Origin of the sequence: Mumia sp. ZJ430, assembly GCF_011751845.1 — a bacterium.
Classification (GTDB): Bacteria; Actinomycetota; Actinomycetes; order Propionibacteriales; family Nocardioidaceae; genus Mumia.
On record NZ_JAAHFK010000004.1, the window covers coordinates 93,801 to 107,485 of the forward strand.

The window sequence follows — 13,685 nt, forward strand, 5'->3', positions numbered from 1 at the left end:
ACCCTTAGGCGAACGCGCGCTCCATGAGCGCCTTGTTCTCCTCGAGGTGCCGCTTGTGGTTGCCGACCGACGGAGCGGCCGACGCGTCACGCGACACGGGTACGAGGGGCAGGGCGAGCTCAGGAGCCAGGTTGAGCGCCATGAACGGCCACGGACCTTGGTTGGCCGGCTCGTCCTGGACCCAGCGGACCTCGGTGGCGTTCGGATACTTCGCGAGCTCCGCCTTGATCTCCTCGAGGGGCAGCGGGTAGAGCTGCTCGACGCGGATGACAGCCGTCCGAGAGGCATCTGCCTCGACCTTGTCGCGCGTCGCGAGGACGTCGTACGAGACACGGCCGGACGCGAGGAGCACCCGCTCGACCTTGTTCGTGTCCAGCGACGACTCCGCCGGGTCGGCGAGCACCGGCTCGAACGTCCCGGTGGTGAAGTCCTCCGGCCGCGACATCGCGGCCTTCAGGCGCAGCAGCTGCTTGGGCGTGAACACGATGAGCGGGCGGTGCTCGCTCTCGAGGTTCTGGCGGCGCAGCAGGTGGAAGTACGACGCGGGCGTCGACGGTTGTGCGACCGTCATGGCGTCCTCGGCGGCGAGCTGGAGGAACCGCTCGATGCGTGCCGAGGAGTGGTCCGGCCCCTGGCCCTCGTAGCCGTGCGGCAGCAGCAGCACGACACCGGACTTCTGGCCCCACTTCGCCTCACCGGCCGAGATGTACTCGTCGATGACCGACTGGGCGCCGTTGACGAAGTCGCCGAACTGCGCCTCCCACAGCGTCAGAGCCTCGGGACGCGCCACCGAGTAGCCGTACTCGAAGCCGAGCGCGGCGTACTCGCTGAGCAGCGAGTCATAGATGTAGAACGTGCCCTGGTCCGGCGTCATCCGTGCCAGCGGCGTCCACTCGGCGCCGGTGTGGCGGTCGATGATCGTCGCGAACCGCTGCGAGAACGTGCCGCGGCGCGAGTCCTGACCGGCGAGTCGCACCGGGCGCCCGTCGAGCAGCAGCGAGCCGAACGCGATGATCTCGCCCGTGCCCCAGTCGATCGGGCCGGCCGTGATCGACGCGGCGCGGCGCTGCAGCTGGGGGAGCACCTTCGGGTGGACAGTGAAGCTGTCCGGGACGCTGGTGTATGCCTCCGCGATCGCCTTGAGGGTCTCGGGGGTCACCGCCGTCTCGACCTTGGCGAGCTCGGGCTTCTCCGGGTACTCCGGTGCGGTCTGGTAGTCGTCGTCGGCGGCCGTGCCGGCCTCGGCGAAGACCCGCTGGAGCTGGTCCTGGTAGTCCTTGAGCGCGCTCTCGGCCTCCTCCATCGTGATGTCGCCACGACCGACAAGAGCCGACGTGTAGAGCACACGGACCGACTTCTTCTTCTCGATGACGTCGTACATCAGCGGCTGGGTGAAGCTCGGGTCGTCGCCCTCGTTGTGGCCGCGCTTGCGGTACGTGATGAGGTCGATGACGACGTCGCTCTTGAACGCCTTGCGGTACTCGTACGCGAGCTGGGCGATGCGGATGCACGCCTCGGGGTCGTCGCCGTTGACGTGGAAGATCGGCGCCTGGATCATCCGGGCGACGTCCGTCGCGTACGTCGAGGAGCGCGACGAGCTCGGCGAGGTGGTGAAGCCGACCTGGTTGTTGACGATCACGTGGATCGTGCCGCCGGTGCGGTAGCCGCGCAGCTGCGAGAGGTTGAGCGTCTCCGCGACCACGCCCTGGCCGGCGAAGGCCGCGTCACCGTGGATGAGCAGCGGGAGGACAGGGAACTCCTCGCCGCGGTTGAGGCGGTCCTGCTTGGCACGCGCGATGCCCTCGAGCACGGGGTCGACGACCTCGAGGTGCGAGGGGTTCGCCGCGACCGAGACCTTGATGGTGTCACCGCTGGCGGCGGTGAACTCGCCCTCGACGCCGAGGTGGTACTTCACGTCGCCCGAGCCCTGGACCGTGCGCGGGTCGATGTTGCCCTCGAACTCGCGGAACACGAAGCCGGGGTTCTTGCCGGCGATGTTGACCAGGAGGTTGAGGCGTCCGCGGTGCGCCATGCCGATGCAGACCTCGTCCAGCGAGTCGGCTGCGGCGGCCTCGCAGATCTCGTCGACGAGCGGGATCGTCGTCTCCGAGCCCTCGAGGCTGAAGCGCTTCTGGCCGACGAACTTCGTCTGCAGGAACGTCTCGAAGGCCTCGGCCTGGTTGAGCTTGTGGAGGATCCGCAGCTGCTCCTCGCGGGGCGGCTTGGAGTGCTCGCGCTCGACGCGCTCCTGGATCCAGAGGCGCTGCTCGGGGTCCTGGATGTGCATGTACTCGATGCCCGAGGTGCGGGCGTACGAGTCACGCAGGATGCCGAGGATCTCGCGCAGCTTCATGAAGCGGCGCTCACGTCCGCCGAACGAGCCGGTCGCGAACTCGCGCTCCAGGTCCCACAGCGTCAGACCGTGCGAGGAGATCTCAAGGTCCGGGTGGCTGCGGGGGGAGTGGTCGAGCGGGTTGGTGTCGGCCATGAGGTGGCCGCGCACGCGGAAGGCGTGGATCAGCTCGAGCACGCGTGCCTGGCGGTGGACCTCGTCGTCGTGGCTGACGGCGATGTCGCGTGCCCAGCGGATCGGCTCGTACGGGATCTTGAGTGCGCGGAAGATCTCGTCGTAGAAGCCCTCCTCGCCGAGCAGCAGCGCGCTGACCCGACGCAGGAAGTCGCCCGACTGCGCGCCCTGGATGATGCGGTGGTCATACGTCGACGTCAGCGTCATCATCTTGGAGATGGCCTGGGTGGCGATCGTGTGGTCCGACGCGCCCAGGAACTCCGGCGGGAAGTCCATCGAGCCGACGCCGATGATGGCGCCCTGGCCCTTCATCAGACGCGGCACGGAGTGGTTGGTGCCGATCGTGCCCGGGTTGGTGAGACTGATCGTCGTGCCCTGGAAGTCGGCCACGGTCAGCTTGTTGTTGCGGGCCTTGTCGACGACGGCCTCGTACGCGGCCCAGAAGCCGGCGAAGTCCATCGTGTCGGCCTGCTTGATCGACGGCACGAGGAGCTGACGGGTGCCGTCGGGCTTCTTCTGGTCGATCGCGAGGCCCAGGTTGACGTGGGCCGGCCGCAGCAGCGTCGGCTTGCCGTCGACGACGTCGAAGCCGGCGTTCATCTCCGGCATCGCCTTGAGCGCCTTGACCAGCGCGAAGCCGATCAGGTGCGTGAAGGACACCTTGCCGCCACGCGCCCGGGCGAGATGGTTGTTGATGACGATGCGGTTGTCGATCAACAGCTTGACCGGGACCGAGCGGACGCTGGTCGCGGTCGGGACGCTCAGGCTGTCGTCCATGTTGGCGGCCGTACGGGCGGCGGCGCCGCGCAGCACGGTCTGCTCGACATCGGTCGGGACAGGCTTCGTGGCGGCGGCCTTCGCCACGGGCGTCGCTGCCTTAGCGGTGTCTGGCTTCGCTGCCGGCCTGGCCGCCGCGGGCTTGGCCGCGGGCTTTGCCGGAGCGGCCGACGCCGGGGCTGACGGCTTCGATGCGGACGCTGCTGGAGCCTTCGCGGGTGCGGGCGTCGGTGGACTGCTCGGCGTCGTTCCACCTCCCTCGAAGAGGCGGGACCACGACGCGTCAACTGACGCCGGGTCCGACTTGTAGCGCTCGTACATCTCTTCGACGAGCCACTGATTGGTGCCAAAATCTGGCAGGGGGCTGTCGCTCTCGGCCACGGCCTCGATCGCCTCTTCCGGATTGTCCGTTGTCTCCCACGCCCGTCAGGGCATACGCGTACCAGGGTAGACCCCATACGAAGGGTCGCCAGCGACGGGACCAGGGGGTGTCGTCCGTCACCTCGGCAGCGACGACGGGGGGCTGCTCAGGGTGGTCCCCGATCCCGCTGCCCTCGGTCGCGGTGCAGGCTGGGGGCATGCTCCTTCCGCTCGTCTCGGTGTCGCTGATCGGACTGCTGGTCGGCGTGGTGGTGCGGCCCCTCACGACGGCCGGGCGTCCGCTCGCGCCGAGGGTCGTCGTCGCGCTCGTGGGCGCGTGGGCGGGATTCGCCGTCCTCGGGCTGACCGGCGTGACGGTCGACGTCATCGCGGGAACCGGCGTGTGGGTGGCGGCGCTCGGCCACGCGGGGGCGGCGCTCGGGGCGGTCCTGGCGGCGAGGGGTGACGGGGTGCCGGGGCGTCGTCGCGGACGCGCCTGAGCGCTCAGGCGCGCTGCTGGTCGCGGGAGCCGAACCGGCTCTCGGCGGCGCTCCACGCAGCGCGTGCGGCCGCCTGGACGACCGGGACCAGCGGGGCGAGCGCCGCGGTGGCGCCGTCCGGCAGCCGGTCGAGGCCCCAGCGTCGCGCGTCGTCGAGGGCGTCCGCGCCGCGTGCACGGCGTTCGAGGCGGCGCCAGCTCTGCTCGAGCGCGAGGACGGCGTCGTCGTACGAGGCGACGCTCGGGTGGTCCCCAGGGCGTACGGCCGACCGCGCGTCGACGGCGTCGGCGGCGACGGAGACGAACTGGGCCGTCGGCTTCTTGGTCACGTCGTCGACGAGGCGTGCGGACGGTCGGGTCGCCGCCTCCTCGCGCATGTCCATCCAGCGGTCGAGGACGGTGTCGTGGCGACGCAGCGCAGAGCGGTGCAGGCGCGCGAAGTAGACCCGCGCACGGCGGCGGTAGCCGATCTCCTCGGCGCCCAGGCCGAACGCGCAGGCACCGACGAGGACGAGGATCATCACGGGTCCGACGGTGGCTCCGACCAGGCCCGCGACCGCGAGCCACACGAGCCACGACATGACTCGGTGCTCACGCTGGGCCTTCATGCCGTCCAGGGTACGACGGGAAAGGGTGCGCGGGTCCGCCTTCGGGCGGGTTTCCCGGAATGCGGAGCGGCCTCATCCGTGACCACGATGCTGATCGGATGCTCGAAAGGAGCGACGTCATGACCGACATCAGAAGCGTGACCGTGCTGGGGACCGGGGTCCTGGGGTCCCAGATCGCCTACGCCACCGCGTACGCCGGCTTCGCCGTGACCGCGTACGACATCGACGACGCTGCCCTCGAGGCCGGCAAAGCACGGTTCGAGGGTCTGGCGAAGACGTACGAGGCCGAGGTCGAGGGCGCAGCAGGAGGCAGGGCTGTCGCGGCTCTCGAACGGATCACGTACTCGTCCGACCTCGCCGACGCGGTCGCGGACGCCGACCTCGTCATCGAGGCCGTCCCGGAGAGCCTCGAGATCAAGCGGTCCACCTGGCAGAAGGTCGGCGAGGCCGCGCCGGAGCGCGCGATCTTCGCGACCAACTCCTCGACCTTGCTGCCGAGCGACTTCAAGGACGCCACCGGTCGCCCGGCCCGCTTCCTCGCGCTGCACTTCGCCAACCGCGTGTGGGTCCAGAACACGGCCGAGGTGATGGGGACCGCGGACACCGATCCCGCGGTGTTCGCGGCGGTCGTGGAGTTCGCGAAGGACATCAACATGGTCCCGATCGCGCTCAAGAAGGAGCAGCCCGGCTACGTCCTGAACTCGCTGCTCGTCCCGTTCCTCAATGCCGGCGCGGCGCTGTGGGTCAACGGGGTCGCCGACGTGGAGACGATCGACAAGACCTGGCGGATCGCCACCGGCGCCCCGATGGGCCCGTTCCAGATCTTCGACGTCATCGGCATGGTCACCCCGTACAACATCGCGAAGGCCTCGGACGACCCGACGCAGCAGAAGTTCGCCGAGATCCTCAAGAGGGACTTCATCGACGAGGGCAAGCTCGGCGTCGCGTCGGGGGAGGGCTTCTACCGGTACGGCGCGTGAGCCGCGGCGGTGAGATCCTCGCCACATGCGCAGCAGGGGAACGCCGAGGGCCGGCTGGTATCCCGACCCGAAGGACGAGGCGCTCTTCCGCTACTGGGACGGCGCGAGCTGGACGACACGCACGTCGTCCGAGCCGCGGGACCCGCACGCGCCACGGCGGCGCCCGGCCGCGCTGGTCGCCGCGGCACTGCTTGCGCTCTTTGCCCTCGGTGTCCTGGGGGCAGGGATCAAGAGCGGTCAGCTGCTCGATCTCGCTGTCGCGGCGGCGCTGCTCGGCGCGGCCGCGTGGCTGCTGCGGCAAGGAATCGGCAACCCCGCAGACTCGTGAGCGCGGCACGCAAAAGCCCCGACCTGTGACAGGTCGGGGCCCTCGTCTTGAGTGGTGCCCCCGGTAGGATTCGAACCTACGCTCCCGCCTCCGGAGGGCGGTGCTCTATCCCCTGAGCTACGGGGGCGAACGCCTCTCGGCGCCGCCTCGCTCGCGTTCCTGAACGAGCCGGACAACGGTACCGCACCCCAAGTACCGTTGCGCACATGCCCTTCCCGTCCGGCCGTCCGCCGCGCGTCCTCGTGGTGGACGACACCGACTCCATCCGCCTGCTGCTCCGGACCAACTTCGAGCTGGAGGGCTGGACCGTCCTCGAGGCGGCAGACGGCCTGGAGTGTCTCGACGTCGTGGTCGACACACATCCGGACGTCGTCACGATCGACGTGGTCATGCCCCGTATGGACGGGCTCGAGACGGTGCGCGCGCTACGCCGGTCGCCGAGCACGCGCGACATCCCGGTCGTGATGGTGACGACGCAGGCGCAGTCGCACGACCTGTTGCGTGGGCAGGAGGCCGGTGTGGAGGCGTACGTCACGAAGCCGTTCGACCCCGCTGTGCTGGTACGGACGGTGCGCGAGGTGCTCGAGGGCTCGGCGAGCCCGCAGGCCGGGCGGGGTTAAGTCGTTGACCGGCCTCGATACGATTCGTAGGTGACTCCCGAACAGCTGTCCGACGCGATCGTCGACGCCCTGAACGCCCTGGTGGCGGCGGGGACCGTCTCCCTGCCCGAGGTCCCGACCCGCGTGGTCGTCGAGCGACCGAAGGTCAAGGACCACGGCGACTATGCGACGAACGTGGCGCTGCAGCTCGGGAAGAAGGCGGGCATGGCCCCGCGCGACCTCGCCACCGCTCTCGCCGAGCAGCTCGCCCAGGCCGCCGGCGTCGGAGCCGTCGAGGTTGCCGGCCCCGGCTTCCTCAACGTCCGTGTCGACACGGGCGCCCAGGGTGTTCTCGCGGGCGAGGTCGTCCGCGCCGGGAGTGCGTACGGGCGCTCCGACGTCCTCGCCGGCCGCGCGATCAACCTCGAGTTCATCTCTGCCAACCCCACTGGTCCGCTGCATCTCGGCCACACCCGCTGGGCGGTCGTCGGCGACGCGATCGCGCGGGTGCTCACGGCGGCGGGGGCACGGGTCTCGACCGAGTTCTATGTCAACGACCGCGGCAGCCAGATGGACAAGTTCGGCGCGTCCCTCATGGCGGTGGCCAACGGCGAGGCCGTCCCCGAGGACGGCTACCACGGCGCGTACGTCGCCGACCTGGCCGCCGAGGTCGTCGAGGCCGTCCCCGGCATCCGTGATCTCCCGACCGACGAGCAGCTCGTCGCGTTCCGCGAGAAGGGCTACGAGCTCCAGCTCGCCCACCAGAAGGCCGACCTCGCGCGGTTCCGGACGATCTTCGACCTCTGGTTCTCCGAGCGCACACTCGTCGCATCCGGGGCGGTCAACCGCGCCCTCGGCGTCATCGACAAGGAAGGCCACCTGTACGAGGCCGACGGTGCCACCTGGATGCGGACCACCGACTTCGGTGACGACAAGGACCGCGTCCTGATCCGCTCCAACGGCGACATGACCTACTTCGCGTCGGACACCGCCTACTACCTCGACAAGCGCGCCCGCGGCTTCGAGCAGTGCCTCTACCTCCTCGGCGCCGACCACCACGGCTACGTCGGCCGGCTCCAGGCGATGGCGGCGTGCGCGGGCGACGACCCTTCGTACAACCTGCAGGTGCTCATCGGCCAGCTCGTGAAGATCCTGGCCGACGGAGAGGAGCTCAAGCTCTCCAAGCGGGCGGGCACGCTCGTGACCCTCACCGAGCTCGTCGACCTCATCGGCGTCGACGCCCTGCGCTACACGCTCGCGCGCCACCCGGTCGACTCGCCGCTGACGATCGACGTCGCCGAGGTGACGCGCCAGAGCGCCGAGAACCCTGTCTACTACGTCCAGTACGCCCACGCGCGGCTGTCGAGCATCCTGCGCAACGCCAGCGACCTCGGGCTCGCCCCGGCGCCCGACGCGGCCGACCTCTCGCTCCTGTCGACCTCGCGCGAGGGCGACCTGCTGCGGGCCCTCGCGGAGTTCCCGCGGGTCGTCGCGCGGGCTGCCGAGCTGCACGAGCCGCACCGCGTCGCCCGCTACCTCGAGGACACCGCCTCGGCATTCCACAAGTTCTACGACGTGTGCCGGGTGCTCCCGCAAGGAGACGAGGAGCCCGGGCCGATCCACGCCGCGCGCCTCGTCCTCGTCGACGCCAGCCGTACGGTGCTCGCCAACGGGCTCGAGCTGCTCGGCGTCTCGGCGCCCGAGCGGATGTGACCCGTGCGCGCGCACGAGGCCGGCGCCCTCCACGGGCAGGCCGGCAGCCGCGGACCCGCATGGCTCCGCGAGCCTGAGGACACCAACGCCCTGGTCGAGCACCTCTGGTCGGCCCACGTCGCCCGACGTGACGACGGGGAGCTCGAGGTCGCGGGCGTCTGCGCCACCGCGCTCGCGGCCGAGTTCGGCACGCCGCTCTACGTCGTCGACGAGGACGACCTGCGCGCTCGCGCACGGGCGTTCCGCGACGCCTTCGACGGCTGGGACGTCTACTACGCCGCCAAGGCCTTCTTATGCACGGCGGTGGCTCGCTGGATCACCGAGGAGGGCCTGCGGATGGACGTCTGCACCGGCGGCGAGCTGGCCGTCGCGCTGCGGGCCGGTGTCCCGGCAGCCAACCTGGGCCTGCACGGCAACAACAAGAGCGTCTCCGAGATCCGCCGCGCCCTCGAGGCGGGAGTCGGCAAGATCATCGTCGACTCGTACGTCGAGGTCGAGAGGGTCGCCGCCGTCGCCGACGAGCTCGGGGTGACCGCACACGTGATGGTGCGCGTGACCGCTGGCGTCGAGGCCCACACCCACGAATACATCGCGACCGCGCACGAGGATCAGAAGTTCGGCCTCTCGATCACCGAGGGCGATGCCTTCGAGGCCGTACGCCGGGTGCTGGCTCAGCCGTCGCTCCACCTCCTCGGGCTGCACTCGCACATCGGCTCGCAGATCTTCGACACGTCGGGGTTCGAGGTGGCGGCCCACCGGGTCGTGACCCTGCACGCCCGGATCGCCGAGGAGCTCGGCTACGCCGCCCCGGAGCTCGACCTGGGAGGCGGGTACGGCATCGCGTACACGACCCAGGACGACCCGGCGACGCCGCAGCAGCTCGCCGACGGCATGCGCGAGATCGTCGAGCGCGAGTGCCGCGGCCTGGGGATCGAGGTGCCGCGCCTGTCGATCGAGCCCGGTCGCGCGATCTCCGGGCCCTCGACGTTCACCCTGTACGAGGTCGGCACCACCAAGGACGTCGCGCTCGACGGTGGCGCGACCCGTCGCTATGTCGCCGTGGACGGCGGGATGAGCGACAACGTCCGTACGGCCCTGTACGACGCCGACTACTCCTGCACCCTCGCGTCGCGGGCGTCGTCGGCCGACGCGGTGCTGAGCCGGATCGTCGGCAAGCACTGCGAGTCCGGCGACATCGTGGTCAAGGACGAGTTCCTGCCGTCCGACATCGGGCCGGGCGACCTGGTCGCCGTTCCAGGGACAGGGGCGTACTGCCGCTCGCTGGCGTCCAACTACAACCACGTCCCGCGGCCTGCGGTCGTGGCGGTGAGGGCGGGCGAGGCGCGGCTGATCGTCCGGCGCGAGACCGAGGACGACCTCCTGCGGCTCGACGTCGGCTGACGGGCGCGTTCTGCCGCCTGCCCGACCTCCGAACACGCTGACCTGACCGCCGACGTGACGACTAGGCTGGACCGGTGACCTCCACCCAGCACGAGACCCGGACGCTCCGCGTCGCCCTGCTCGGCCACGGCGCCGTCGGCAGCGAGGTGGCGCGGCTTCTCACGCGCGACGCCGACGAGCTGGCCCAGCGTGTCGGCGCGCGGTTCGAGCTGGTCGGCGTGGCGGTCCACCGTGCCCGGGCCGACCGTGAGACGTCCTTCGACCCGGCGCTGCTCACCACCGACGCGATGGGCTTGGTGACCCGCGGCGACGTTGACGTCGTGATCGAGCTGATTGGCGGCATCGAGCCCGCGCGCTCGCTGGTCCTCGCCGCGCTCGACGCCGGTGCTTCGGTCGTCACCGGCAACAAGGCGCTGCTCGCCGAGGACGGCGAGACGCTCTTCGCGGCGGCCGAGAAGGCCGGCCGCGACCTCTACTACGAGGCAGCCGTCGCCGGGGCGATCCCGATCGTGCGCCCGCTGCGCGAGTCGCTGGTCGGTGACCACGTACGCCGTGTGCTGGGGATTGTCAACGGCACCACCAACTTCATCCTCGACGCCATGACCACCACCGGCCAGGGCTTCGACGAGGCCCTCGAGGAGGCGCAGCGGCTCGGCTTCGCCGAGGCCGACCCGACCGCCGATGTCGAGGGCTTCGACGCGGCGGCCAAGGCGGCGATCCTCGCAAGCCTGGCGTTCCACACACGGGTGACCATCGAGGACGTCCACCGTGAGGGCATCACCGAGGTGACCGCGGCCGATATCCGCTCCGCCGACGACATGGGCTGCGTGGTCAAGCTCCTCGCGATCTGCGACCAGAGCGCGGACGGCTCCTCTGTCGCGGCGCGTGTCCACCCCGTGATGATCCCCAAGGACCACCCGCTCGCGAGCGTCCGCGGCGCCTACAACGCCGTCTTCGTGGAGAGCGAGTCGGCCGGTCAGCTGATGTTCTACGGACCCGGTGCCGGTGGCGCGCCCACGGCGAGCGCTGTCCTCGGAGACGTGGTCAGCGTTGCCCGCAACCGTCTGCTCGGCGTCAGCGGCCCGCCCGAGCGGACGCACGCCCGGCGCGAGGTGCTCGGCATCGGCGACGCCCGTACCCGCTACCACATCGCCCTCGACGTGGACGACAAGGCCGGCGTGCTCGCGTCGGTCGCGCTGGCGTTCGCCGAGAACGAGGTCTCGATCTCGGCCGTCCGCCAGGAAGGCCACGGCGACGACGCCCAGCTCGTCGTCATCACCCACACCGCATCCGACGCGGCGCTCTCGCGCACCGTCCGGCAGCTGCGCGACCTCCCGATGGTCCGCGACGTCTCGTCGGTCATGCGGGTCGAAGGAGAAGGACTGTGACCCAGCTGCATGGCGCCCGCCCGTGGCGCGGCGTGATCGACGAGTTCCGTGACTGGCTCCCCATGGTCGGTGACACGCCCGCCGTGTCGCTGGGGGAGGGCGGCACGCCGCTCGTCCGGTCCGGTTGGCTGTCGGAGCTCACCGGGAGCGACGTCCGGCTGAAGGTCGAGGGCAGCAACCCGACCGGGTCGTTCAAGGACCGGGGCATGACGGCGGCGATCACCGTCGCCCTGGCCGAGGGCGCCGAGGCCGTCGTCTGCGCGTCCACCGGCAACACCTCGGCCTCGATGGCGGCGTACGCGGTCCGGGCGGGGCTGCGGCCGATCGTGCTCGTGCCGCAGGGCAAGATCGCGGCCGGCAAGATGGCGCAGGCGTTGATGTTCGACTCACTCGTCGTGCAGGTGCGCGGCAACTTCGACGACTGCCTCGACATCGCGCGCGGCCTCGCCGACTCGTACCCCGTTGCGCTCGTCAACTCCGTCAACCCCGTCCGGCTCCAGGGCCAGAAGACGGGCGCGTTCGAGGTCGTCGACGTCTTCGGTGACGCCCCGGACGTGCACGTGATGCCGGTCGGCAACGCGGGCAACATCTCGGCGTACTGGTTGGGCTACCGCGAGTACGCCGAGGCCGACCTCGCCACCCGTACCCCGAGGATGTGGGGCTTCCAGGCCGAGGGCGCCGCCCCGCTCGTCACGGGCTCGCCCGTGCCGGACCCGGAGACCGTTGCCAGCGCCATCCGCATCGGCAACCCGGCGTCGTGGCACCTCGCGGTCGAGGCGCGCGACACCTCCGGCGGCCGCATCAGCGCCGTGTCGGACCAGGAGATCCTCGACGCCCAGCGCGAGCTCGCGCGGCGCGACGGCGTCTTCGTCGAGCCGGCCTCGGCCGCGGGAGTCGCCGGGCTGGTGAAGGCGCACGCCGCAGGCGAGGTGCCGACGGGCGCCACCATCGCGGTCGTCGTCACCGGCAACGGCCTCAAGGACATCGACACGCCACTTCAGCACCTCGGTGCGATCGCAGACCACGTCGTCGATGCGGACGTCCGCAAGGCGGCCGAGCTCGCCGGCCTGGCATGAGCCCGTTCGTCGAGGGCCCGGTCACCGTCCGTACGCCTGCGTCGTCGGCCAACCTCGGGCCCGGTTATGACGCGCTCGGCCTCGGACTCAGCCTGTACGACGAGGTGACGGCGGAGGTCGTCGACGACGGCGGGCTGACCGTCACCGTGGACGGTGTCGGCGCGGCCGACGTCCCGCGCGACGAGTCGCACCTGGTCGTCCGCTCCTTGCGTGCGGTCTTCGACGAGCTGGGGATGACCCAGCCCGGGCTGCGCGTGCACTGCGTCAACCGGATCCCGCACGCCCGTGGGCTCGGCTCGAGCTCGGCGGCGATCGTCGGTGGGATCACGGTCGCGCGGGCACTGCTGTCCGGGTCCGCCTCGATCGCGCCGCTCGGCGAGGCTCGGTTCGACGACGCCGCGGCTCTGCGCCTTGCGACGCGCCTGGAAGGCCACCCCGACAACGTCGCCGCCGCGCTGCTCGGCGGGCTGACGATCGCCTGGATGGACGGCGTCGAGGCTCGGGCGGTCCGCCTCGACGTCGAGGCGGAGGTCGTCGTGTACGTGCCTGAGGACGGGGTCAGCACAGAGGTCGCGCGCGGACTCCTGCCTGCGCATGTCCCGCACGCCGACGCCGCGCTCAACGCCGGCCGTGCCGCCCTGCTCGTCGCCGCGCTCGATGGCCGTCCCGAGCTGCTCTTCGACGCCACCGAGGATGCCTTGCACCAGGCGTACCGCGCGCCGGCGATGCCCGCCTCGTACGCGCTGGTCGAGGTGCTGCGCGCTGACGGTATCCCGGCGATCATCTCCGGCGCCGGCCCGACGGTGCTCGCGTTCGCGACCGATGCGTTCGACGCGGCCCCGCTGGTCGGCCGCGCGCCCGAGGGCTGGGCCGTGCTTTCGCTGCCGGTCGACCGTGCCGGGGCGCGCCAGGTCTGAGTCGCCCGGACGCCCGTTCCCTCCGTCGGTGCCTGGGCGTCCATGGCGCGGGGCGCGTGGACGGTGAGTCACCGATGGGAGGGTCGGGGGGCAGAAGGTCTGTGCTGAACGTCGAAAGGTCACGATTGTATGACTCGCGGCACCAGCGGGGAACAGGTGGTCCGACGGGGGTGTTAGAGTCGCTGACAGGTGATCCGAGAGGGTCCGATCGATCGAACCCCTCTCGATCCCGTCTCTTCCCCGCATCCTCCTGAGTCGTGTACGCGCTCAGAAGTTCCAGGACCCGCGGCGGAAATCGCAATGCTTCGTCCGTTCGCACTGTATGCGGTCGGGCTTGGCGGTTCGCGACATCGTACGAACCGCTGACAACGAGCGGCGCCCGCGCGTCGCCTGACGTGGGAAGGACCTCACGTGACCGAAACACCCACTCTGCTCGACGAATCCGGCGAGCGCTCCACCGAGTCCGCACCCGCGAAGGCCCCGCGCCGTCGCAGCGGCACGGGACTCAACGC

The 13,685-nt window shown here is 70.7% G+C and carries 11 protein-coding genes and 1 tRNA gene; 9 read left to right on the top strand and 3 right to left on the bottom strand.

Going from position 1 to position 13,685, the window contains the following annotated elements; genetic code table 11:
- Positions 1–4: 4 nt before the first annotated feature.
- The gene (locus tag HCT63_RS16585; RefSeq protein WP_167007477.1) at positions 5–3,685 is read right to left on the bottom strand and encodes a multifunctional oxoglutarate decarboxylase/oxoglutarate dehydrogenase thiamine pyrophosphate-binding subunit/dihydrolipoyllysine-residue succinyltransferase subunit; all 3,681 of its coding nucleotides are present in this window, start codon (positions 3,683–3,685) and stop codon (positions 5–7) included.
- A gap of 197 nt (positions 3,686–3,882) precedes the next feature.
- On the opposite strand from HCT63_RS16585, the gene HCT63_RS16590 reads away from it, so the two are divergent.
- Positions 3,883–4,164, top strand: coding sequence for a hypothetical protein (locus HCT63_RS16590; protein ID WP_167007480.1), 282 nt, complete (start codon positions 3,883–3,885; stop codon positions 4,162–4,164).
- 4 nt (positions 4,165–4,168) lie between these two features.
- Here the strand turns inward: HCT63_RS16590 and HCT63_RS16595 are convergent, their stop codons facing one another.
- A complete protein-coding gene (locus HCT63_RS16595) occupies positions 4,169–4,771 on the bottom strand; it encodes a hypothetical protein (RefSeq protein ID WP_167007483.1) in 603 nt (200 codons plus the stop codon).
- Between the two features lie 119 nt (positions 4,772–4,890).
- On the opposite strand from HCT63_RS16595, the gene HCT63_RS16600 reads away from it, so the two are divergent.
- Positions 4,891–5,751, top strand: coding sequence for a 3-hydroxyacyl-CoA dehydrogenase (locus HCT63_RS16600; protein WP_167007485.1), 861 nt, complete (start codon positions 4,891–4,893; stop codon positions 5,749–5,751).
- A gap of 25 nt (positions 5,752–5,776) precedes the next feature.
- Positions 5,777–6,079, top strand: a complete 303-nt coding sequence (locus HCT63_RS16605) for a DUF2510 domain-containing protein (RefSeq protein ID WP_167007488.1) — start codon at positions 5,777–5,779, stop codon at positions 6,077–6,079.
- Positions 6,080–6,131: 52 nt separating this feature from the next.
- Here the strand turns inward: HCT63_RS16605 and HCT63_RS16610 are convergent.
- Positions 6,132–6,206 (bottom strand) — tRNA-Arg (locus tag HCT63_RS16610).
- Between the two features lie 79 nt (positions 6,207–6,285).
- Between HCT63_RS16610 and HCT63_RS16615 the strand changes: the two genes are divergently transcribed.
- From HCT63_RS16615 to thrB, 6 genes are all read left to right on the top strand, one after another.
- On the top strand, positions 6,286–6,699 hold the full coding sequence (locus HCT63_RS16615; protein ID WP_167007490.1) for a response regulator: 414 nt from the start codon (positions 6,286–6,288) through the stop codon (positions 6,697–6,699).
- A 30-nt stretch (positions 6,700–6,729) separates the two neighbouring features.
- A complete protein-coding gene (argS, locus tag HCT63_RS16620) occupies positions 6,730–8,391 on the top strand; it encodes an arginine--tRNA ligase (RefSeq protein WP_167007493.1) in 1,662 nt (553 codons plus the stop codon).
- Between the two features lie 3 nt (positions 8,392–8,394).
- On the top strand, positions 8,395–9,792 hold the full coding sequence (gene lysA / locus HCT63_RS16625; protein ID WP_167007495.1) for a diaminopimelate decarboxylase: 1,398 nt from the start codon (positions 8,395–8,397) through the stop codon (positions 9,790–9,792).
- A 74-nt stretch (positions 9,793–9,866) separates the two neighbouring features.
- Positions 9,867–11,180: a homoserine dehydrogenase gene (locus tag HCT63_RS16630; protein ID WP_167007498.1), complete on the top strand. Its 1,314-nt coding sequence runs from the start codon at positions 9,867–9,869 to the stop codon at positions 11,178–11,180.
- The gene (gene thrC, locus HCT63_RS16635) at positions 11,177–12,256 is read left to right on the top strand and encodes a threonine synthase (RefSeq protein WP_279587745.1); all 1,080 of its coding nucleotides are present in this window, start codon (positions 11,177–11,179) and stop codon (positions 12,254–12,256) included. The genes HCT63_RS16630 and thrC overlap by 4 nt, the downstream gene beginning before the upstream one ends.
- Positions 12,253–13,173, top strand: coding sequence for a homoserine kinase (thrB, locus tag HCT63_RS16640; RefSeq protein ID WP_167007501.1), 921 nt, complete (start codon positions 12,253–12,255; stop codon positions 13,171–13,173). The genes thrC and thrB overlap by 4 nt, the downstream gene beginning before the upstream one ends.
- Positions 13,174–13,685 lie beyond the last annotated feature (512 nt).